The following is a 21694-nucleotide window of genomic DNA, read 5'->3' on the forward strand; positions in this document are numbered from 1 at the left end:
CCCGTTTTGAGTCTTAACGGTCAGGCGGGTTTTGTGGCAGTAAGCGCAGGATCCGCCGGGCCGTCATCCGTTGAAATCGCCTGTTGAAGCTGTGACAGCGAGCAATATAAACGCCAGATGACACCCGCCAGATCGCGCGCCGCCGGTTCAGGATGATGCGCCAGTGATTCACTCATACGCAGTAATTCAGCCAGCGTACCATCCAGATTTGCATGGCTGACGCCACGTTCCGTCATCACGCCTTTCAGACAATGAATACAGACATCACGTACCGCAGAAAGCGGGTCGGATCTTGTTTCCCATTCGCGTAGCTGCCAGACGATGTGACTGCAATTGAGCAGCACCACGCCCCAGCGCAGCAGCCAGGTGCGCGAAAGCTGATCTTTACTTTGATTGAGCTGATTCATCCGGTGGTAAATCAGGGATTCAAACTGGAAATGGCTCAGAGAAGGTTTACGGCTGAGCTGATCCATAAAGTCCCGGCGCAGTGCGCGAATAATGCGACGGCTTTTACGTTTATCCGAACTTGGGCGTAAAACCTGGAACGCAATCCCCGCCAGCATGACGCCCGCAATTTTGGCGACGCCGTCATTCATAAACGACCCGTAATCGAAGTCGGGCGGGTTTGTAACGGCAAGAAACGAGCCCATAAACACGATCATCTGGCCCCACAATCCGGCGTACTTTTTGTATTGCAGCTTCATCATCTGCATAGTCACCAGCATCGGCAGGAAGAACGCGCAGAACACCCAGAAGTTATCGATCTGCACCATCAGGCCAAATTTCAGTAAAAAACAGCCAATGAATAACAGGCCTAGCGATTTAATTAACAGCGTTATGCTGCCGATGGGCGATGCGGTTGAGGAATAAAGCACGCAACTGACGGCGGTCAGCGCCACAGCACCGGCACCGGAATCCCATTGCGTGGTCATCCAGAACGCACATCCGATAACAATACACAGGAACGTTCGCAGGCCGTTATAAGCGGCTTCAACGGTGTCTGTATGCTGAGCGAGATGGCTGATTTTTGGCGGTTGCAGCGTTTCTGCTTCTGCGGCATTGGCATTTTCAACGCGGCGCAGCCAGCGTTCACTGCGCAGATACAGCCAGCAAAAATCACGCAGCCGCTTCCAGAATGCCTGATGGCGAAAATCTGCGGTGTCATGAGGCTTAATGCACTGAAGGATTTTCGACAGCTTATATTTATCCGTGTCCGGTTTGCGGAGTTCATCGAGTAAAACAGTTAATACGTCAGCCAGATTTTCCGGCGGATGGGGCCAGTTCAGCAGCATCCGGCGCAGGCTGGAAATGTAACTGGTCATGCGCAGTTGCTGATGCAGCAAATAATTGAGTACGTTGTTTTGGCGGCGCAGGCGGTAATGGCTCCAGACTGCCTGTATGCGCAGCAGATTCATGGTCAGAATTTGCCCGATCAGTCCTTCATGCGAAGTACGGATCTGCTCATTGATTTCGGCCCGCCACAGCAACTGCGCGTGCTCCAGCAATTGTGTGTGCATTTTTCGCAGGGAAGTGAGCAGGGCGTCGCCGTCAGAGGTGCTTGGCAAAACCATCATCATGAAACCGCCGCACAAAATGCCGGTGATCACTTCCCCGACGCGTGCCTGAGCGATATCAAAAATCTGCGTTGTGTCGGTCACGTCTACGGTCGAAAACGCGATGATCGCCGCCGTGTAACCGGCCAGCGCGAAGGCGTACGAAACGTTATTTTGATAGTGGTTGGAAATATACGTGCAGACGCCCAGCCAGGCGGCGATAGAAAACGTAAACAACCACGGCTCATTCAGACAGTGTCCGGCGATAAAAACTGCGCCCACCGCACCCAGCAGGCTGCCAATAATACGCCCGATGCTTTTACTGATAACGCCGCCAACGGTGGGGAAACTCACGACTGCCGCGGACGTCAGCGCCCAGTAAGGTTCATCCATCTGGAATTCAAAGGCGATATACAGCGCCAGGATCATGGCGATGGAATTGCGCAATGCGTATCGCCATTGGCCGCCGGTCGCTTTGCCCCACGGTGTATTTTTCCACTCGAGCCAGGAAAGGTTCACGGCAGGGCCTTAATTACGGATCGAAATGGTGCAGGTGGTACCCGCCACCAGAACGACATGTTCCGGGACATTTTCCAGCTTAATCCGCACCGGAACGCGCTGTGCAAGGCGAACCCACGGCACATTAGGTTTCACGTTCATCAGCAAATCCGACGGCGTATCCAGGCTTTGATCATAAATGGCGCGGCCAATACTTTCGACGCGCCCCTGAAGTGGAATATTCCCGTTAAATAAAGTGATATCAGCCTGGCTGCCTTCGCGAATACTTTTTAGTTTCGTCTCTTCGAAATAGCCGAGTACGTAAAAAGAATGAATATCTACCAGCCCCACCAGCGGAGTCCCGGTGGTGGCGTAATTCCCTTTGCGGGTTTGCAGATTGGTTATATAACCGTCAGTCGGGGCGACAATATTGGTTTTACTCAGATTCCATTTTGCCTGTTCCAGAGACGCCTGAGCAGCCTGATATGCAGCCTGCATGGCTTTGGCGCTGATATTCGATTCATCCAGCGATTCGGCAGAAATAACGTTGGTGCCCAGACCGCGACGGCGCGTTGCCTCATGTTCCGCTTTGGCTAAATCGGCTGCCGCTTTTGCCAGCGCCGCCTGTGCATTGTCGACAGCGATTCTGAAAGGCACCGGATCCAGGCTGAACAAAGGATCGCCGCTTTTTACGAACTGATTATCATGAACATTGATGTCGATAATCCGTCCGGAAACCTCCGGCGTGATGTCAACAATTTCGGCGCGAACTTTGCCGTCACGCGTCCATGGCGATTGCATATAGTAATTCCACATCCACCAGCCCGCACATATAGCGACCGCAAAAACCAGCACGGTAGAGAAATATTTGAGTGTCTTAAATTTCATTTTTAGATGTTCACCATAAGCATCAGTGCGGCACAAATAGAGATAACAAAAAGGGATAAATCCATCAGGGTGGGATGCCAGACTTCACCAGAATAAATCCAATCACGCAGAACCCGGTGTATCAGAAGCCAGAATACCAGCCCCAGTAAAAATGCTTTGAACATCGGGGGGAAATAAAGTGAGGCACCCAGGACCAGATCCGGTAGGGGGAAGCCTGAGTGAAACATTTGCGCATTCACAATATTAATCTCTGCCAGTGATTGTGTTATAAACAAGTTTACCCTTGGAAGCAGACGACCCGCTTCCGGATGCAATAGTACCTACCATTATATATAGAATTGTAATTTCTCGATTAAAGTTCCTAAAACTAAGCTAAACTCTGGGGAGTTATCTTAGCATGCTAATTATAAGGAGGGGATAATTGGAATCGAATCTGGGGTCAGATCTAGCACGATTAGTTCGTGCCTGGCGTGCGTTGATTGACGATCGGCTAAAACCATTGGAACTCACGCAAACACATTGGGTAACACTGCATAATATCAATATGTTACCTCCTGAACAGTCTCAAATTCAGCTTGCAAAAGCCATTGGGATTGAACAACCTTCTCTGGTCCGCACGCTGGATCAGCTTGAAGAAAAGAAACTGATCACCCGTCAGACTTGTGCCAGCGATCGCCGTGCTAAACGCATCAAGCTGACTGAAGAAGCGGAACCTATCATCAGTGAGATGGAGTCGGTGATTGATTCCACGCGCAAAGAAATTTTGTCCGGTATGTCGTCTGCAGAAATTGAACAACTGGGCGGAATGCTGTCCCGGTTGGAAAAAAATATCGCTTCCCTGCAAAGCAAATCATAAGAATTGCGTTTTTTTTACGTCACACAGCGTTGTATTTGCTCTGCCGGAAAAGCAGGGCGCATAAAAAAAACCGAAGCCATTGGCTTCGGTTTTTTGTTTTGCGGCGAAAGCTATCAGGCGCCAGGAGAGACAGTAATGGTGCTGCCGCTGCTTGCCATGCTCACACGCTGACCGACGCTGAATTGGGTCGGGCCTGCTTTCTGAACAACCTGAATTGTGCTGCCGTCATCGCGACGGATTTGCAGTTCCACACCGTTTGAACGGTTAAGAGAACTTTGCACGCCCTGACCAGCTACACCACCGGCAACGGCACCTGCGGCGGTTGCCAGGCTGCGGCCAGTACCGCCACCGACAGTGTTACCCAGGAAGCCACCCAGCACCGCACCGCCCAAAGCGCCGACGATGTTCGCATCATCTCCGCCCTGAATCTGTACAGGACGTGCAGAAACGATAGTCCCGTAGGTAACTTGTTGAATTTGCTTAGCCTGAGATGCGGAGTAAACATCGCCAGACAGAGAATTATCGTTGACGCAGCCAGCAAGGGTTGCACCGGCAAGGGCGACGACGAGTAAACGCTTAATCATAAAGAGCTCCTTTTTTATGCTGCTGCACATCTTTCAGAGTAGCGGCAGCAACAGAGAAAAAACAGTACACAGTTCAACATCAGTGTCGAGGGTGTCATAACACATATTCACTTCACTATCTCCAGTATACAGGAGAGGGACTCAACTAATAATAAACGCAGGTTTAAGTTTTAGACAGCCATCTGTTAAATCAAAATTCCTGCGCTTTATCCTGCGCTTTATGTTGTTATTGGCGATTATTGCAGCACACTTATTTTCAAAAATAAAAAACCGTAACAAGAAAAACACGAAGTCATCACACGGCGTAATAAAAAATTCAGTAACTCATGGCGCTGCTCTCTAAATACCGATTACTCTGTGGCTATTACTTTGTCGGACGTTTTTCCTGAGGAGTTGGGGATGTTATCTATGAAGTCAGGTCGCTATATCGGGGTGATGTCCGGCACCAGTCTCGATGGTGTTGATGTTGTGCTGGCCGCCATTGATGAACGCATGGTGGCGCAGCAGGCGAGCTATTCTCATCCCATTCCTCTGGCGTTAAAAAATGCCATTCTGGGGATGTGCCAGGGGCAACAGGTTACGCTTGAACAGGTTGGCGAGCTCGATACACAGCTGGGAATTTTATTTGGTGAAGCGGTTTTAGGCTTACTGAAAAGTGCCAACATCCCGGCGGACGAAGTTACGGCGATCGGCTGTCACGGGCAGACCGTCTGGCATCAGCCAAAAGGCAAAACCACTTTTTCGATGCAGCTTGGCGACAACAACCGTATTGCGGCCATGACCGGTATTACTACCGTGGGCGATTTCCGCCGCCGCGATATGGCGTGGGGCGGGCAGGGCGCACCGCTGGTTCCGGCGTTCCATCAGGCATTACTGTCTGACGTGGCAGAACGCAGAATGATCCTGAACATTGGCGGCATTGCCAATCTCTCTATGCTTTTGCCGGGGCAACCGGTGCGCGGGTATGACACCGGGCCGGGTAATATGCTGATGGATGCATGGATCTGGCGTCATAAAGCCCAGCCGTATGATACAGGTGCGGAATGGGCCGGCCAGGGACGGGTCAATTTGCGGTTGCTTCAGCAGATGCTCTCGGATCCCTATTTTGCCGAGCCTGCACCGAAAAGCACCGGGCGTGAATATTTCAATATGGCGTGGCTTGAAAAACAGCTGGCGCGATCACCGGAAATTCCCCCCGCAGACGTTCAGGCGACGCTGGCCGAACTGACGGCGGTAAGCATCGCCGAGCAGGTTCAGCTGACCGGCGGCTGCGATCGTCTGATGGTGTGCGGCGGTGGCGCACGTAATCCATTACTGATGGCGCGGCTCTCGGCGATGTTGCCGGGCACTGAAGTCTGCACCACGGATTCCTGTGGCATCAGCGGTGATGACATGGAAGCGCTGGCGTTTGCGTGGCTGGCATTCAGAACGTTATCCGGCCAGTCGGGGAATCTGCCGTCCGTGACCGGTGCCAGCCGTGAAACCGTGCTTGGCGCGATTTATCCGGTGGTTTCAAGCCGTCCCTGATGCGTTCTCGGTTTTATCTCAATGTGCTGCGCCATCTGGCGTGGTACATAACGGAGGTAAACCAGAACCTACAGGGAGCACCACATGAAAAAGGCGATTATCGCTTCGTTAGCCGGATTAACGCTGGCAGGATGCAGCCAGTTCAGTCATCAGGCTGAAAGCCCGACGGAAGAATTACATTATCAGTGCGGTACGTTGCCACTGACCGTCACGCTGGATAAACCGGCACAGCAGGTGAGCATGGTGCTTGATGGCGAGCAGTTGAAACTCAAACAGGTCGAAGCTGCATCAGGAACCCGTTACAGCGATGGCCGCTATACCTTCTGGTCAAAAGGCAATCAGGCCTTCGTCCAGCGCGGGGATAACGTCATTATCGACGATTGCGTCCAGAAATAGCCTCGCTTTCCGCTTTCCAAAACCCTGCGTCAGGAACGTTGAGATCCTGACGCGTCGGGTGCACAATGCGTTTTACCTTCCTCAGAGACGCATTTGAATCCATATGGCTGATAACAAAGAATTTGATATTGCGGACTCGCGCCGTGAATACACGCGCGGCGGGCTGCGTCGCGCAGATCTAACTCCTGAACCGCTTCCTTTGTTTGAACACTGGCTGAAACAGGCCTGCGATGCGCGTCTGGCGGATCCGACGGCGATGGTTGTGGCTACCGTTGATGAACGCGGTCAGCCTTTCCAGCGTATCGTTTTGTTAAAGCACTATGACGAAAAAGGGCTGGTGTTTTACACCAATCTGGGTAGCCGCAAAGCGCAGCAGTTAGCAAACAATTCCCGCATCAGCCTGCTGTTTCCGTGGCATATGCTGGACAGACAGGTCATCGTCCTCGGTCAGGCAGAACGCCTGTCGACGCTGGAAGTCATGAAGTATTTCACCAGCCGCCCGAAAGACAGCCAGATCGGCGCCTGGGTTTCGCAGCAGTCGAGCCGTATCTCGGCGCGCGGTGTGCTGGAAAGCAAATTCCTCGAACTCAAACAAAAATTCAGCAACGGTGAAGTGCCGCTTCCCAGCTTCTGGGGCGGTTTCCGCGTGAAAGTGGATTCGATGGAATTCTGGCAGGGCGGCGAACATCGTCTGCACGACCGGTTTATCTATCAGCGCGATGAAACAGAAACAGAAACTGGCTGGAAAATAGACCGCCTCGCACCTTAACCACGAAAAAAAACGCGATTCCCTAGCGCTCGGACGACGAGCGCTTTATTCTATGTCGTTCCCCGTAAAGGTGAGAGAAAAGGCACATGCGCGGCATGATGTCAGACATGAATCTGCACACATTCAGTACATAATTTTCAGTACATACAAACGGAGTCTTTGATGGCGAGCAGCAACCTGATTAAACAATTGCAAGAGCGGGGCCTCGTTGCCCAGGTAACGGATGAAGAAGCGTTAGCTGAGCAACTGGCGCAAGGGCCAATTGCACTCTATTGCGGTTTCGATCCTACCGCAGACAGCTTGCATTTGGGTCATCTGGTGCCACTGCTGTGCCTTAAACGCTTCCAGCTGAATGGCCACAAACCTGTGGCGCTGGTCGGCGGTGCGACCGGCCTTATCGGCGATCCGAGCTTTAAAGCCACTGAACGTAAACTGAATACCAACGAAACGGTCAACGAGTGGGTTGAGAAAATCCGCCAGCAGGTTTCTCCTTTCCTGGATTTCAACTGTGGCGAAAACAGCGCCATTACCGCGAATAACTACGACTGGTTTGGCGGCATGAACGTGCTGACTTTCCTGCGTGATATCGGTAAACACTTCTCCGTTAATCAGATGATCAACAAAGAAGCGGTGAAACAGCGCCTGAACCGTGATGACAGCGGCATCTCCTTCACCGAATTCTCCTATAACCTGTTGCAGGGTTACGACTTCTCCGAGTTGTACAACCGCCATCAGGTGGTCTTGCAGATTGGTGGTTCCGACCAGTGGGGCAACATTACGTCCGGTATCGATTTAACCCGCCGTATGCACCAGAAACAGGTCTTCGGTCTGACCGTACCGCTTATCACCAAAGCTGACGGTACCAAATTCGGTAAAACCGAAGGCGGCGCAGTCTGGCTGGATCCGAAGAAAACCAGTCCGTACAAATTCTACCAGTTCTGGATCAACACAGCGGACGCCGACGTTTACCGCTTCCTGAAATTCTTCACCTTCATGAGCATCGAAGACATCAATGCGCTGGAAGAAGAAGATAAAAACAGCGGTAAAGCCCCGCGTGCGCAATACGTTCTGGCCGAAGAAGTGACCAGCATGGTCCATGGCGCAGAAGGTCTGGCCGCCGCGAAACGTATTACGCAAAGCCTGTTCTCCGGTTCCCTGAGCGAAATGACCGAAGTCGATTTCGGCCAGCTGGCGCAGGATGGCCTGGAGCTGTTTGAAGTCCCGCGTGATACCGACCTGCAACAGGCACTGGTGATCGCCGGTATGGCGCCGTCTAAAGGCCAGGCGCGTACTATGATTTCGTCAAACGCCGTGTCCGTTAACGGTGAAAAACAGACTGACACCGAGTACAGCTTTACTGACGGTGATCGTCTGTTTGGCCGCTACACCTTGCTGCGTCGCGGTAAAAAGAATTACACCCTGCTGCTCTGGGCATAAGTTTTACGACCGGCACGACGGGGAGCGAAAAGCTCCCCGTTTTGACCTGTGATCTCAGCTATTCCGCCATCCACCGATGACGCTGCTATCGGAAATTCCTCATGAAAAGCATTCTTTCTATCCAGTCTCATACTGTTTTTGGGCACGCCGGCAACAGCGCGGCTGAGTTCCCTATGCGCCGTATGGGCGCAAACGTTTGGCCGCTGAATACTGTTCAGTTTTCCAACCACACCCAGTACGGACACTGGACAGGCTGCGTGATGCCCGCCAGCCATCTGACCGAAATTGCGCAGGGTATTGCGGAAATCGATCGCCTGAAAGACTGCGACGCCGTGCTGAGCGGTTATATCGGCTCGCCGGAACAGGGGCAAAGCATTCTGGAGATTGTCCGGAAGGTGAAAGCAGCGAATCCCAATGCCTGGTATTTTTGCGATCCGGTCATGGGACACCCTGAGAAAGGCTGTATCGTGGCGCCGGGCGTGGCGGAATTCCACTGCAATCAGGCGCTGGTGAACTGCGATATCGTTGCGCCAAACTTGCTGGAGCTTGAACTGCTGAGCGGCCATGCGGTGGCAAGCGTTGAAGAAGCCGTTGCCACGGCGCGTGAGCTTATCGCGAAAGGCCCGAAAATCGTGCTGGTGAAACATCTGAGCCGTGCGGGATATCACAGCGATCGTTTTGAAATGCTGTTGGTGACGGCGGATGAAGCCTGGCATATCGACCGCCCGCTGGTCGATTTCGGCGTGCGTCAGCCGGTTGGCGTGGGCGACCTGACCAGCGGATTATTGCTGGTGAATCTGCTCAAAGGCGAGGCGCTGGATAAAGCGCTGGAGCATGTGACTGCCGCCGTTTACGAGGTGATGCTGACTACTCATTCGATGGGCGAGTACGAGCTGCAAATCGTCGCAGCGCAGGACAAAATGGTTAAACCGGAACATCATTTCCCGGCGGTAAAATTGTAACTGGCGTAAGGATCGGATCCGCGTAAAACGCGACATCACGCTTCAATAAAAATGCCCCGGACTGATTATTCAGCCGGGGCATTTTTTTAACTCAGGAAATGCTTATTTCAGGCCTTCAGCCTTCATGGCTGCGTCAACAGCCGGACGTGCAGCCACACGCTCCAGATAGGCATTCAGCTCGGTCAGCGCCGCGAAATCAAACTTCAGCGCTTTCGCCCAGCCCATCACGGTGAACAGATAAGCATCGGCTACGCTGAAACGTGTGCCCAGCAGGAATGCGTGACCTTTCAGGGATTCATTCACGTACGCAAATTTCTTGCTCAACGCTTCGCGGGTCAGTGCCTTGAATTCGTCAGGCGTTTTCGGATTGAACAGCGGCGAGAAACCTTTGTGGAGTTCGGTCGCAATGTAGTTCAGCCATTCCAGCGCGTGATAACGGGCCAGCGTACCTTGTTCCGGCATCAGCTGGCGGTCGGGTTTCTGGTCAGCCAGATACTGAACGATGGCAACGCCTTCGGTCAGAATGCTGCCGTCACTGAGCAGCAGCGTCGGGATTTGCCCTTTCGGGTTCACTGTCAGGAAGTCATCACCGGTTTCTGTCTTCTTGGTCGCCAGATCGACTTTCTCAATACTGAAATCCAGACCCGCTTCACGCAGGACGATATGTGGAGAAAGGGAACAGGCACCGGGTTTGTAATACAGTTTCATAAACACTCCATTGGATGAGCTACCAGTCTGCGCCCGCGAAACATTTCGGCTTCGGGATTCAGCTGCACGGCGATATAAGGTCTGCTTCTATCCTAGAACCGGCGGGAGCAAAAGTCAGTGATTTAATTGTGACGGGGCGTTCAATTGTTCACTTTATAACGCAGGGGATGACGGACGTTTCGCCCGTCATCCGGTGAAATCAGCGGGAACGCTGGTTCAGGAAATCGCGTACCGCCGTTTCGACATTTTCCGGTGCAGGCAGCATTGGCGAACGCAGTTCATTGTTCATCAGCCCGTCGAGTGAAAGGGCGTATTTAATCGCCGCCGGGTTCGGCGCGGAGAACATCAGCCGGATCATCGGCAGAAGGCCAAAGAATGTTTTTCGGGCGGCAATAAGATCCCCCTCTCTGAACTGCTTAATCAGTGCCACAAACTCTTCCGGGAAGATATGCGATGAGGCCGCAATCGCGCCTGCGCCACCGAGACTCAGGGTCGAGAAAATCTGCACATCTTCGCCACACAGAACGTCCAGTTCACCGTCTGCAATCAGTGAAAGCGTCAGGTCGATGCTGCCGCCACAATCTTTCACCGCAGTAATCTGCGGGTGTTTAGCCAGCTGGCGAAGTGTATCCAGTTCCATGTGTACACCGGTGCGATAAGGGATGTTGTACACCACAACCGGAACCGTCGAGTGGTCGGCAATTTCGGTAAACCAGGTGACCAGTGCGGCCTGAGACGGGCGAATATAGTAAGGCGCGGGGATAAGCAGACCGGCGACAGGACGCGCTAAAATGGCGTCCTGCATGGCGCGGATCACCGGCATATGCGTGCCGGAAAGCCCCATGATCACCTGCTGGCCGGGCACGACTTCCAGTACGGCGTCCAGCACCTGAAGTTGTTCTTCTTTGGTAAGCATCGGCGCTTCGCCGGTAGTACCACAGACGACGACGCCGTCCACACCCCGTTTGAGGAGCCGGGTGCACAAAGATTTGAGTGCAGTAAAGTCGATCTCACCCTGATGGAAAGGCGTGACCAGCGGGACCCAGATACCTGAAAACGATGACATGTTGAAATTCCTTAAACGGCGTGTTTTATCAGCCTCGGATCATGTCAGTAAAACAGGGACGAGCGCCAATTGAATGAATTAATAAGGTGTTTTGAGTTATCTATGGTGCTTATGGTTGCGGGTTTTATGTACCGGCTAACATATCCATTTCATTACTCAACAAACTGTTTAACACTTCGACGGTCACGGGACGCGAAAAAAGATAGCCCTGGAGATGTGAGCAACCCGCTGAAACCAGGAAGGATTTTTGCAGCTGATTTTCCACGCCTTCCGCAATCACGTTGAGATGCATTTTATTGCCGAGCTGAGAGACCGCCGTGACGATGGCGGCAGTATCATTCACTTCTGTGACGTACTGCACAAACGAACGGTCAATTTTTACGCTGTCCACGGAGATATCTTTCAGCAAACTCAGGCTGGAATAGCCGGTGCCGAAATCATCCAGAGAGATTTTAACGCCCAGTTTGCGCAGTTTCGCCAGCTGACTGAGGCTGTTTGCATTGGCGTTCATGACTGACGTTTCGGTCAGTTCCAGCTCAAGCCGCGAAGGCGGGAAATCCTCTTCTTCCAGCACGGCCAGAAAACGTGGCCCGAAATCCGGCTCACCGAGCTGCACGGCAGAAACGTTAATCGCCAGATTAAGCTGCTCAAAGTTTTTGATATCCCGGCAAGCCTGTCGCAGGACGATTTCACCCAGCTGAATCACCAGCCCGGTTTCTTCCGCAAGCGCAATAAACTGCACTGGTGAAACCTGTCCGAGCACGCCGTGGTTCCAGCGGGCGAGGGCTTCAACGCAGACCACTTTTTCGTCGCGGCTGCGCAAAATCGGCTGATAGACGCAGGACAAATCCCCGTCTTTTGCCAGCGATTCGGCCAGTGCTTTCACCATAATGCGTTTACTCACGCTGCTGGCATCGAGCAGTTCAGAGTAGAACGAGAACATATTTTTGCCGCGCTGCTTGGCTTCCAGCAAGGCGGTATTGCCCCGGCGCATGATTTCGCCAGCGGTAATATTCTCGGCACCAAACATCACGATGCCGAAAGAAATGGTGATCATCGGATTGGCGCGGGTCAGCGTAAACGGCTGGCGCATCATCACCAGGATTTCGAGGGCCAGATTATTGGCCATTTCACTGGTCGGGCTGTTACGCAAAATAATGGAAAACTCGTCGCCGCCAATCCGGGAAACGGTGCCGTTATTACCGACTTCGTTGCGCAGACGCTGACCAAATTCACATAAAATAGCGTCGCCGGCCTGATAGCCGTAGGTATCGTTGATGTAATTAAAGTCGTTGAGATTTAACAGGAAAAGGGCGTAAGGCTCGGGGCGGTACATTCGCTGTGCGGCAATCTGGCTCAGTTCTTCACTCAGGGCGGTCCGGTTCGGCAGACCGGTTAACACATCGTGGCGGGCAAGATAACGGATCTGCGCTTCTGAACTGCGTAACAGGGAAATGTCCATAATGGACGTCAGAATAAAATGGCGGGTCTCCAGCGTAACCCGTGACTTACGTACCAGAACACTACGACGCTTACCGGAAGGATCGACCAGCGTTTCTTCGTTCACCGTCTTTTCGCCGGTGACCAGCACTTCAATATCACGCTCACGCTGACGGGCTGCCTGCTCAGGATCGGTAAAAAACGAGACGTCCTGGCCGATCAGTTCTTCACGCGTGCGGCCATAGAACTCGCTGGCTTTCTGATTCAGAAATACCAGTTTGCGTTCGTCGTCTTTAAGTACCGTCGCTTCGGGAAGAGCATCAAGAACTGCCTGGCATATCGCAATATCAGTAAGCATGAGTTAAATACCCCGAGCAGGAAATGAGTGTGTTCTGGCAACATTTTTTAGCCAGTAATCTCATCAGGTTGTTTTTGCAATTATTACTCACATTTGGATGAGATTATTACCGTTGTTATTAAATTTGGAAATTCAATTGGTTATCACGCCCTAAGTAAGGTATTCGATATAATGTTCGGGTGAATAACGATCAACTCAGTTCAATCCGGTTCTTACCCGCAGATTTAGCCCGATACAAAGCATGATCTGCCTGGATCAATAAGTGAGAAATCGTGTCCTGATTAAGTTCGCTGAACGCAATACCCACGCTGACGGTCATTGGAATATTGTGCTGCGAACTTTGTGCCAGCCGGAAACGAATCGTTTCTGCCAGTTTTATGGCCTGTTCTTTAGGCTGGCTTGTCAGACAGGCAAATTCTTCACCGCCGATACGGGCAAATACATCTTTCTTTTCCAGCAGGGAATTAACGATATTGCAAAAGAAAATAAGCGCTGAATCACCGCCTGCATGACCGTACTGATCATTCAGTTTTTTAAAATTATCCAAATCAAATAACATTAATTGCAACGGTAAGGTGCAGTTTTTACGCTTTCTGATCAATTCGTTACCAAATTCCAGAAACGCGCGACGGTTTCCAACTCCGGTCAGCGGATCCCGCAGCGAAGCCAGTTTGTAGCTCAGTTGTCCGCGTTCATACACCATGGCAAGAATGATAAAAGTCAGGCAGATGGCGTAAAGAATCGCTTCGAAAATGAGTATGGCGAAGAATCCGCTGCTGTGACCTCCGGCCATTTCGGCGTAAGGCAGGCCGTTATCAAACACCGGCCGCATCAGATAGAACCCCGCATGAAACAGGCTGAGTGGCAGTGCAGGCCAGAAGGTAACGTTCAGCTGCCTGCGGACGTGCCACAGCTCCACGGTGGTCATCAGCGTATACGCAGCAGTCAGTAGGGATGTCAGCAAAATCCGCTGAGAAAGGCTGTGATAGAAATCCGGAGAAAGGCAGAAAAATGCCCAGATCAGCGGCCCGGCGAATACGCCGGGGAGGATAATCCGCCGGCCCGTAAATACCCTGACCGCCGACCACATAATGCCATAGCAAAGCAATATCAGCAGGTTACTGAACAAAACCGGAATAATATCGTTCACATCAGAGCGCATGCTGCTGAGCTGTGTTCCCGCTGTAGCAAAAGCCAGCATGAGCGCCATCAGTCCGAGCGTTGGATCTCTGCGGCCGCCGATCCACGCAAAAAGCATGACACCGGTCAGCAGAATGAGAATATAAAGTTCGAAAATAAATAACGTGTAAACGTCGAGATGCATAAATTGTATGAGTTGTTATTTGCGGGTATGCCAAATGTTATTCTGGCCGATAATCAGGTCGGAACAGAAACACTTTCGTAAAAATTAGGAATTTCTTTATGAAAGGAATAAGGGAAGAGCAGCTTAAGCTTACGAAACGGTTTCAGAGCTGTTTTTTTGTGCCGAATTTGGCGTCCCACTCGCGCCGGTAGCTACGGGATTGCTTTCTGCCTTTCAGCCATAAATAGGTACATACCACGCAAACACCCGCCGAGAAGACGATATTGCGCATGTCCTGATCGTAGAAAATGACCAGTACACAATCGAGAGCCGCCACGATAGCGAACCATTTATGCATGTGCACCTGCCGGCGGGTTTCCGCATTCAGGCGTTTGAGCTGACGTCCTTCATCCAGGACTTTTCGTTTATCCATCGCAATTTCCTGGTGGGAGTGAGTGAATAGCGTTGTCGTGCTTCTTAGAAGAATAGCAAATCACAAAAGTGAAAAGCTTCAATGCGATATTAACTGATTCGAAAATAATTATCGCGGAGTAAACACTCAAGCAATCGACCGAATAACCGCGCTTATTGACTGATTTCACAGTCTTTTGCCTGGACTCGTCGGACGCAGAAAATAGTCGTTTTGGTGAAAAAGTATTACCAATTGCTGCTGAGCATTGATTTCTCAGTATGACGTAGATTATCGTTTCGGAATAATCTTAATTTTCGGTGAGATAATGAGCGATTCATCATCACGAAAGATCGTTGACGGTGCCAACATTTATCAGGACTTCGAAACCCGTTTTTACGAATGGGAAGACGGGATGTCCAGCGCCGGTTTTAAACTGGAGCTGCCGGATCGCCACCGCGAAGAGTTTGATTGGGGCGTCACCGGCTACAATTTTGGCCGCGTCATCGGCGGCGTACTGACGGTCAGCGAGCACGACATCAACCGGCAGTATGGAAACTTGTTTTCGATGCCTGATCACATCGTAATCTTTATCGTGATTGTCGGCGGAATGTCGTGCCAGTGTTTTGGTGAACGTTTCGAATTAATTCAGGGCGATATCCTGATTCAGGATATGTCGCAGCCTATCAAAATCCACGTTTATCCTGGTGAAAGTAAGCCGCGTCTGGGCTCGTATCAGTACATTATTATGCCCAAGCACAGCCTACACTTTAATGTCGATATAGCCTCGCTGCATGGCAAGCGTATTCCTGCGGCTTCGCCGGTAAACATCATTTTGCGTAACCACTTTGCGACGATGGTGCAGGTTTTTGATCAGATGACGGAACAGGAAGTGCTGAGCACCGGTGAAGGTGCGGCCTCGGTGTTTCTACAAACGCTGCATCTGGTGGCGGGTAAAAAAGTCGAACATCCGTTTGAGCAAAGTGCGCGGCTGGAAAGGATCTGCCTTTACATTGAGAAGCATCTTAGCAAGCCCATCAGCATCGACGTCTTATGTAAAAACTTCGCAATTTCACGATCCGGTTTGTACCGGTTATTTGAGCCGCTTGGCGGTATTGCGCAATTTATACGCAGCCGTCGTCTTCTGCTGGCAAAACGTTTATTACGCACATCTTCGATGTCGGACCAAAGTCTGGCGGCCATTGCACGCCATTGCGGTCTTGAACTGAGCGCGCTGCGCCGGTACTTCCATGAGTTTTACGGCACCACGCCATCAGAGATGCGGGAGAAATATCGCCGCGACTCAGAACAATCCGGACAGGCCGATGCTACGCATGTGAATTGGGTCAGCTCGCTTTAATGGTTGATTTGTCGAACCTTGTACGAAATTTGTTAAAATTATATGCATTTCGTGATCTGTCACTATTCTGAATTTTGCCCGTGAAGGGCTGAATCAGGGCCGTTTTTCCGGTTAAACACAGTAGACTTGGTGGAATATTCACCAGTAATCATTGAGAGTGCATTATGTTAGTCCCTCAACAGGCAGTTGATGAACAAGCTCGTCTTGCCTTACTGGCTTCTCTGGGCATAGTAGATTCCCCCAGAATTGAGGAAATCGACCGCATTACCCGGATGGCAGCCCGCCAGTTTCAGGCAAAGGCCGTCGTTGTTTCACTGATTGATGCTGACCGGCAATGGTTTTTGTCCCACACCGGCGTTGATATCAATGAGTCTCCCCGCGATACCTCGTTTTGTGGTCACACTATTCTCCAGCAATGCCCGCTGATTGTCCGCGATGCGCGGCTGGATTTACGCTTTCACGACAACCCGCTGGTGGCCGGTGATCCCCACATTGTCTTTTACGCAGGCTGTGCGCTGTACTCAAAGGAGGGCGTGGCGCTCGGTGCGTTGTGCCTGATTGACGACCGCACGCGGGAGTGGAGCGAAGAAGATCAGCAGACGCTGACGGACATGACTGCGCTGGTACAAAGCTACATCTTTCACCTGGAAAACCGCCAGTACACCGCGCGGGTGGAAGACAACCTCGCCAAAAGCGAAGCCTTATTTGAGCAGACGTTTGCCCACGCGGCAGTCGGTTTCTCTCTCGTCGGGCTGGACTGGCGCTGGTTACGCATCAATCCGCAGGTTTGCAACATGCTCGGTTACGCCGAATATCAGCTGCGGACCTGCTTACTCCACGATGTTACTCATCCGGACGATCTCTACGCTGAAAACATTCTCGTACCGCGCCTGCTGTCGGGTGAAATCAACAGTTTCAGCGTTGAAAAACTGCTACAGCGCGCGGACGGCAGCACGCTTTGGGTGACGCTGACGGCTTCTCTGGTGCGTAACGCGACCGGTGACGCGCACCACTATATCGTCGTCATCAGCGATATCACTGAACGAAAGCATATCGAACAGGCGCTCTATTCCTTACAGGAAGATCTGGAGCGACGCGTGGCCGCGCGCACGCACGAGCTTCAGATGGCGATGGACCAGCTTCATCAGGAAATAGCGCAGCGCCTGACCCGCGAACGCGAGCTGACTGAAAGTAAAAATCGCCTCAGGGCCATAACCGATAACATTCCGGCCCTGATTTGCCACGTGGATGCCAATGAACAATATACGTTTGTGAACCATTTCCACGCGAACTGGTACGGCGTGGAAGAAAACAAAGTCAACGGGCAGCAGGTCAGGGATGTGGTGGGGTACGAGAGTTACGAAAAAATTCAGCCCTATATCCGGCAGGTTTTGCAGGGCATGACGGTCAGCTACGAAATTGAATTATCCGATGATTCCCGTTACGGCAAGGGCGGCGTTCTGCACACCACGCTGATCCCCTGTGATGATGTACGTAACGGATACTACGGTCTTTCCACTGATATCAGCGAAATCAAAGAACTTCAGGCGCAGCTTGAGTTCGAGGCCAATCATGATTCACTGACCGGATTACCTAACCGGCGTGCATTCCAGCAGTCACTGATTTATGCCGCAAAACAACAAGAAAAAGCAGATAAAGACATCGCATTACTCTTTTTAGATATTGATAACTTTAAAGCTTACAACGACACCTACGGGCACGAATTTGGCGATTTGATCCTGAAATTTTTCGGTCATACCTTACGCGATAATCTGCGTTCACAGGACATTGTGGCGCGGCTGGCGGGCGATGAGTTTACGGTTTTACTCGGGCATCTGGTGAACACCGAAAATGATGTCAGCCGCATTTGTATCAGCCTGATGAGCGCCTTACACTCCATCGAACGCGTGGCCGGTGTGCCGGTGGCATTGTCGGCGAGTATCGGTGTGGCGGTCGGGCGGGCGCGCCAGCCTTTGTTACCGGATACGCTGATGGCCAGAGCCGATGCGGCAATGTACCGGGCGAAGCAGAGCGGGAAGGGGCGCTATTACTTAGGATAAAAAGTATTTAGGATCGAAAGTGTTTGGAGCAGGGAATTGAGCACAAAAAAAACGCCTCCCGAAGGAAGCGTTTATCAACACGGAGAACGTTCTGTAATTACTTACTGAGCAGAAGCCAGTTCAGCTTGTTTTTCGTCAGTTTCACGGTCAAGCGTCATGCGGTGCAGCTTAGATGCTGTAACCAGCATCAGTACAGCAATCACGCCGGTCGCGATACCAATTTGCAGGAACACGTGGCTGTAGATTGCCAGTGAAGCGTGCGCATCATCGATATCCGCAGGAACCGCGGTCAGGTTCGCCACATAACCCGCGATAATCGCAGCCGCGGCGGTTGTCAGGAACCATGCGCCCATGATGAAGCCCATCAGACGTTGTGGAACCAGCTGTGCCACCATCGCCAGACCCAGACCAGAAATCATCAGCTCACCGATACTCTGCAACGCATAGCTCAGCACCAGCCAGTTAACAGACACAATCCCGTGTTCGTTGGCGAGGCTTGCACCCCACGGCAGCACCAGGAACGCACCTGAACACAGCACCATACCAATCGCAAATTTATGCGGCATTGGCATGCGGTCACCCACTTTGGTGTAAACAGCCGCCAGAATCGGGCTGGCAACCATGATCCAGAACGGGTTCAGTGCCTGGAATTGCTCAGGCTGGAAGCTGATACCCAGCAGATCGTGACCGACGTTATGAATAGCGAAGAAGTTCAGAGACGTTGGCATCTGGCTGTACAGCACGAAGAACACAACCGCTTCCATCATCAGCAGGAACGCCACAATCATCTTACGGCGTGCGATGCCTTGCATGGCGAAGGTTTCTTTCGCAAACACAATGATGATACCGACAGAAACCACACCCAGAACCATACGTGCGATGGTTTGGTTATGCAGCAACCAGCTGGAAACAAACACCAGCGCCACGACGCCAACCAGCACCATCAGTAATTTTTGGAACTGAAGTGGCGCGAAGTCTGGTTTTGAACCCTGACGTTTCACCCATTTACGGCAGAACAGGAAGTTCACGATAGTGATCAGCATACCGACGACGCTCAGGGAGAACGCGACGCTCCAGCCATACTTCGCGGCCAGCCAAGGTGTGGCGAGCATAGAGAAGAATGAACCGATGTTGACCGACATGTAATACATGGTGAATGCGCCATCAAGACGCGGGTCATCTTTTTCGTAGCAGGTAGAAAGCAATGAGGATGGATTTGCTTTAAACAGGCCGCTGCCGACGGCGATGGTCGCCATACCCAGATAAACCCAGAAGATTTCGTGGCCGGAATAGGCAACGAATGAATAACCCAACGCCAGCACGATCGCACCCAGCACGATCACGCGTTTCGAACCCAGCACTTTATCGCCCAGCCAGCCGCCGATAGCTACAAAGCCATACACAAGCGCACTGAATGAGGAGAAGAGGGTAATGGAGTCAGCTTCACTCAGGCCAAGCATTTTGACCAGGTAAACCGCCATGATTCCTTGCAGGCCGTAATAACCGAAACGTTCCCACAATTCGATGGAGAAGATCAGATAAAACGCTTTTGGCTGTTTGAACGCGTTCAGACTCACGCTTTCATTATTTGGTGTTTTGTTTGCAGTTGACACTCGTACCTCTGTTTATTCCTTTCGCCCGTGAATGGCGAAAACGCATAAGTGGCGCGAAATAAGCACCCTTTGCATTGTTATAAGATGGGATGACGGCAGGTAATGTTCACTATCTTCGTAAATGAGGCAAGGAGTTTGAAATGTATCGTTACATTTAACTTATCCGTCCTGATTAAACTATGTTCGAAATGTTATGCAGAATTAACGTTTATGTTTTCTAAATAGACAATGTGAAAATGTTGTATGAATAATAATCCGGAAGTGTAATTCGTTTTTGTTTTACATGAAAAGTCATAGGTGGGTTCATCGGCTGAAAAAGCGTGAATATGCAGTGAATATCTCTGGTTGATGGTGGCTGCTGCGGGGTTTTATGAATCAAAGCATGGTGGGTGAAGTTGTGACCAGAGCAGCAAATAACCTGATGTGATCTGCCTCTCGTTTTAACACTAAATTTCCGGTTGAAAATAAGATTAGTACGACTTATGGCGGTTAGAAGGCGGAGGCATTTACATTTAATGGATTCGGCAGGCGAATATCCTGCCGAAAAGGAGGGGCAAAGCATGAATGAAAAACGCGCCCTGCATTATCTGTTGAGCGTATCGCCCAACGTCTGAATCAGACGGTTCGACCAGCTGAACAACGCTGCGGTCAGCAGGATATCCAGAGATTGTACGGCACTGTAACCCGCGTCAGACAAACCGTGCAGACGGCGTGCGTCAAAACGTTCCGGTGTACGGGTTAACGTAATCACGGCTTCGAGCAACGCCGCTTCTTTGGCATCTGCCCGTTTTTGCGAGACAAAATCAACGGCGTCATCACGATGGCTTTCTTTAAACAATTCCTCGATCAGCGTTTCACTTCCGCCCGCTTCCAGATAGAGACGGCCGTGGATCCCCGCGCAGTACAGACAACCGTTTAACTGCGACGTCGTCACCGCCGACAACTCGCGCCACGCGGCTTTCGGGCGTTCGCCAGCCTGCATAATATTATTGAACACGGCTGAGAATTCGCTCAGCGCATCGGCGTCGTGTACCAGCAGCGTATAGAAAGAAGAAGAACGGGCATCCGGTGCGATCAAATCCAGCACATCCTGCTGGTGACGGCTGGCGGTTTCCGGCACCACTTCCGGCAAACGCGATGTCCATTGCAGCATCGCCAGTGAGAACCCTTTTTGCTCGCATCCTTCCGGCGACGGGAATCCTGGTAATACAGCCGCCGCGCGGCCACGCAGACCGTTAAGAACGGCCAGCACGCGCGCCTGATAGCTGACAAAACCGATGAGCTGCGTGAACGTGACAATATCGCGCGTGCTCAGCCCGACGTCGTAAAGCTGACTGAGCATCGGTGCGGTAATTAACGTGGGTTGCGTGGCGAGTAAGCGGGCGAACTGGGTAATGTGGGTCTGGCGGATGTTACTTTCACGTGAGGCGTCGGGGCTGGAAAGGGGGGCGAGGCGGGCAGCGTAATGGCTACAAAGACATTGTACGCCGCTCACCTGCGCGACTGTCAGCGCACTGCTGAGGCGGTCATATAAGGACAAGGTTTCGGTACGCGAAACGCTCAGGTTGTCCGGAAAGAGCACGTCGTAACAGGCGCGGGAAGCGCGCAGCAAACCCTGGCGGTCATTAATCAGCGGGCGAAGCGTCGGGTCGAGCTGGTTTTCCAGTCCGAGTAAAAAGCGATCCTGAATCAACGCGGCATGAGGATCGAGTGGCAGGTGACCATACTGGCTGGATTGTGTTTCGTGATACCAGCCGCTGTGCGCGGCCTTGCGTTGTTGTTCCATGATCGGGTCCTTTGCTTCAAGCCTGTCACTCAGGCGAATTTACAGACCCTATCCTTGCCGATACCGCTGTCGAGATAAAATAATGTTAAGCGATAAATCATAGCGAAATGGAATAGAAGAC

At 51.7% G+C, this 21694-nt stretch carries 19 protein-coding genes; 8 read left to right on the forward strand and 11 right to left on the reverse strand.

Annotated elements, in window-relative coordinates:
* Nucleotides 1-20: 20 nt before the first annotated feature.
* Genes KWG64_RS19955 through KWG64_RS19965 form a run of 3 tightly spaced genes read right to left on the reverse strand, consistent with a single transcriptional unit; the run spans nucleotide 21 to nucleotide 3166 of the window.
* On the reverse strand, nucleotides 21-2072 hold the full coding sequence (locus KWG64_RS19955) for an FUSC family protein (protein WP_218522934.1): 2052 nt from the start codon (nucleotides 2070-2072) through the stop codon (nucleotides 21-23).
* A 9-nt stretch (nucleotides 2073-2081) separates the two neighbouring features.
* Nucleotides 2082-2939 (reverse strand): HlyD family secretion protein, encoded by an 858-nt coding sequence (locus tag KWG64_RS19960; RefSeq protein ID WP_195814466.1) that lies wholly within the window; start codon nucleotides 2937-2939, stop codon nucleotides 2082-2084.
* 2 nt (nucleotides 2940-2941) lie between these two features.
* Nucleotides 2942-3166, reverse strand: coding sequence for a DUF1656 domain-containing protein (locus tag KWG64_RS19965; RefSeq protein ID WP_152326335.1), 225 nt, complete (start codon nucleotides 3164-3166; stop codon nucleotides 2942-2944).
* Between the two features lie 194 nt (nucleotides 3167-3360).
* On the opposite strand from KWG64_RS19965, the gene slyA reads away from it, so the two are divergent.
* Entirely contained in the window at nucleotides 3361-3795 is a 435-nt protein-coding gene (gene slyA, locus KWG64_RS19970) for a transcriptional regulator SlyA (RefSeq protein WP_152325734.1), read from the forward strand.
* Between the two features lie 113 nt (nucleotides 3796-3908).
* On the opposite strand, the gene KWG64_RS19975 is transcribed toward slyA, so the two are convergent.
* On the reverse strand, nucleotides 3909-4379 hold the full coding sequence (locus tag KWG64_RS19975; protein WP_218522935.1) for a glycine zipper 2TM domain-containing protein: 471 nt from the start codon (nucleotides 4377-4379) through the stop codon (nucleotides 3909-3911).
* 408 nt (nucleotides 4380-4787) lie between these two features.
* Here KWG64_RS19975 and anmK point away from each other — a divergent pair, with 408 nt between their 5' ends.
* From anmK to pdxY, 5 genes are all read left to right on the forward strand, one after another.
* The gene (anmK, locus tag KWG64_RS19980; RefSeq protein WP_218522988.1) at nucleotides 4788-5906 is read left to right on the forward strand and encodes an anhydro-N-acetylmuramic acid kinase; all 1119 of its coding nucleotides are present in this window, start codon (nucleotides 4788-4790) and stop codon (nucleotides 5904-5906) included.
* Nucleotides 5907-5990: 84 nt separating this feature from the next.
* On the forward strand, nucleotides 5991-6302 hold the full coding sequence (locus tag KWG64_RS19985) for an MliC family protein (protein ID WP_152325736.1): 312 nt from the start codon (nucleotides 5991-5993) through the stop codon (nucleotides 6300-6302).
* Between the two features lie 103 nt (nucleotides 6303-6405).
* Complete coding sequence (gene pdxH / locus KWG64_RS19990; RefSeq protein WP_195814467.1) at nucleotides 6406-7071, forward strand: pyridoxamine 5'-phosphate oxidase; 666 nt, start codon at nucleotides 6406-6408, stop codon at nucleotides 7069-7071.
* A gap of 162 nt (nucleotides 7072-7233) precedes the next feature.
* Nucleotides 7234-8508, forward strand: coding sequence for a tyrosine--tRNA ligase (gene tyrS / locus KWG64_RS19995; RefSeq protein WP_195814468.1), 1275 nt, complete (start codon nucleotides 7234-7236; stop codon nucleotides 8506-8508).
* 101 nt (nucleotides 8509-8609) lie between these two features.
* Nucleotides 8610-9470 (forward strand): pyridoxal kinase PdxY, encoded by an 861-nt coding sequence (gene pdxY, locus KWG64_RS20000; RefSeq protein ID WP_195822950.1) that lies wholly within the window; start codon nucleotides 8610-8612, stop codon nucleotides 9468-9470.
* A 102-nt stretch (nucleotides 9471-9572) separates the two neighbouring features.
* On the opposite strand, the gene gstA is transcribed toward pdxY, so the two are convergent.
* From gstA to KWG64_RS20025, 5 genes are all read right to left on the reverse strand, one after another.
* Nucleotides 9573-10178, reverse strand: coding sequence for a glutathione transferase GstA (gene gstA, locus KWG64_RS20005; RefSeq protein ID WP_218522936.1), 606 nt, complete (start codon nucleotides 10176-10178; stop codon nucleotides 9573-9575).
* A 199-nt stretch (nucleotides 10179-10377) separates the two neighbouring features.
* A complete protein-coding gene (dapA, locus tag KWG64_RS20010) occupies nucleotides 10378-11244 on the reverse strand; it encodes a 4-hydroxy-tetrahydrodipicolinate synthase (protein WP_218522937.1) in 867 nt (288 codons plus the stop codon).
* A 124-nt stretch (nucleotides 11245-11368) separates the two neighbouring features.
* A complete protein-coding gene (locus tag KWG64_RS20015) occupies nucleotides 11369-13042 on the reverse strand; it encodes a bifunctional diguanylate cyclase/phosphodiesterase (protein ID WP_195822953.1) in 1674 nt (557 codons plus the stop codon).
* A 190-nt stretch (nucleotides 13043-13232) separates the two neighbouring features.
* Nucleotides 13233-14366 (reverse strand): diguanylate cyclase, encoded by a 1134-nt coding sequence (locus KWG64_RS20020; protein WP_218522938.1) that lies wholly within the window; start codon nucleotides 14364-14366, stop codon nucleotides 13233-13235.
* A 142-nt stretch (nucleotides 14367-14508) separates the two neighbouring features.
* On the reverse strand, nucleotides 14509-14778 hold the full coding sequence (locus KWG64_RS20025; RefSeq protein WP_152325744.1) for a hypothetical protein: 270 nt from the start codon (nucleotides 14776-14778) through the stop codon (nucleotides 14509-14511).
* A 304-nt stretch (nucleotides 14779-15082) separates the two neighbouring features.
* Here KWG64_RS20025 and KWG64_RS20030 point away from each other — a divergent pair, with 304 nt between their 5' ends.
* Nucleotides 15083-16114: an AraC family transcriptional regulator gene (locus KWG64_RS20030; protein WP_195814475.1), complete on the forward strand. Its 1032-nt coding sequence runs from the start codon at nucleotides 15083-15085 to the stop codon at nucleotides 16112-16114.
* 164 nt (nucleotides 16115-16278) lie between these two features.
* Nucleotides 16279-18174: a diguanylate cyclase domain-containing protein gene (locus tag KWG64_RS20035; protein ID WP_218522939.1), complete on the forward strand. Its 1896-nt coding sequence runs from the start codon at nucleotides 16279-16281 to the stop codon at nucleotides 18172-18174.
* 101 nt (nucleotides 18175-18275) lie between these two features.
* Here KWG64_RS20035 and dtpA read toward each other — a convergent pair whose 3' ends face one another.
* Both dtpA and KWG64_RS20045 read right to left on the reverse strand, forming a co-directional pair.
* Entirely contained in the window at nucleotides 18276-19787 is a 1512-nt protein-coding gene (gene dtpA, locus KWG64_RS20040; RefSeq protein WP_195822957.1) for a dipeptide/tripeptide permease DtpA, read from the reverse strand.
* A 583-nt stretch (nucleotides 19788-20370) separates the two neighbouring features.
* The gene (locus KWG64_RS20045) at nucleotides 20371-21573 is read right to left on the reverse strand and encodes a peroxidase-related enzyme (protein ID WP_195814478.1); all 1203 of its coding nucleotides are present in this window, start codon (nucleotides 21571-21573) and stop codon (nucleotides 20371-20373) included.
* Nucleotides 21574-21694: the final 121 nt, after the last annotated feature.

Source organism: Rahnella sp. PD12R, from assembly GCF_019200965.1.
GTDB lineage: Bacteria > Pseudomonadota > Gammaproteobacteria > Enterobacterales > Enterobacteriaceae > Rahnella > Rahnella laticis.

Excerpts from the sequence above, each read along its gene's own strand:
- KWG64_RS19960 (WP_195814466.1), bottom strand. The coding sequence starts at position 2,939 with ATGAAATTTAAGACACTCAAATATTTCTCTACCGTGCTGGTTTTTGCG.
- KWG64_RS19965 (WP_152326335.1), bottom strand. The coding sequence starts at position 3,166 with ATGTTTCACTCAGGCTTCCCCCTACCGGATCTGGTCCTGGGTGCCTCA.
- KWG64_RS19975 (WP_218522935.1), bottom strand. The coding sequence starts at position 4,379 with ATGATTAAGCGTTTACTCGTCGTCGCCCTTGCCGGTGCAACCCTTGCT.
- anmK (WP_218522988.1), top strand. The coding sequence starts at position 4,788 with ATGAAGTCAGGTCGCTATATCGGGGTGATGTCCGGCACCAGTCTCGAT.
- KWG64_RS19985 (WP_152325736.1), top strand. The coding sequence starts at position 5,991 with ATGAAAAAGGCGATTATCGCTTCGTTAGCCGGATTAACGCTGGCAGGA.
- pdxH (WP_195814467.1), top strand. The coding sequence starts at position 6,406 with ATGGCTGATAACAAAGAATTTGATATTGCGGACTCGCGCCGTGAATAC.
- tyrS (WP_195814468.1), top strand. The coding sequence starts at position 7,234 with ATGGCGAGCAGCAACCTGATTAAACAATTGCAAGAGCGGGGCCTCGTT.
- pdxY (WP_195822950.1), top strand. The coding sequence starts at position 8,610 with ATGAAAAGCATTCTTTCTATCCAGTCTCATACTGTTTTTGGGCACGCC.
- gstA (WP_218522936.1), bottom strand. The coding sequence starts at position 10,178 with ATGAAACTGTATTACAAACCCGGTGCCTGTTCCCTTTCTCCACATATC.
- dapA (WP_218522937.1), bottom strand. The coding sequence starts at position 11,244 with ATGTCATCGTTTTCAGGTATCTGGGTCCCGCTGGTCACGCCTTTCCAT.
- KWG64_RS20015 (WP_195822953.1), bottom strand. The coding sequence starts at position 13,042 with ATGCTTACTGATATTGCGATATGCCAGGCAGTTCTTGATGCTCTTCCC.
- KWG64_RS20020 (WP_218522938.1), bottom strand. The coding sequence starts at position 14,366 with ATGCATCTCGACGTTTACACGTTATTTATTTTCGAACTTTATATTCTC.
- KWG64_RS20025 (WP_152325744.1), bottom strand. The coding sequence starts at position 14,778 with ATGGATAAACGAAAAGTCCTGGATGAAGGACGTCAGCTCAAACGCCTG.
- KWG64_RS20030 (WP_195814475.1), top strand. The coding sequence starts at position 15,083 with ATGAGCGATTCATCATCACGAAAGATCGTTGACGGTGCCAACATTTAT.
- KWG64_RS20035 (WP_218522939.1), top strand. The coding sequence starts at position 16,279 with ATGTTAGTCCCTCAACAGGCAGTTGATGAACAAGCTCGTCTTGCCTTA.
- KWG64_RS20045 (WP_195814478.1), bottom strand. The coding sequence starts at position 21,573 with ATGGAACAACAACGCAAGGCCGCGCACAGCGGCTGGTATCACGAAACA.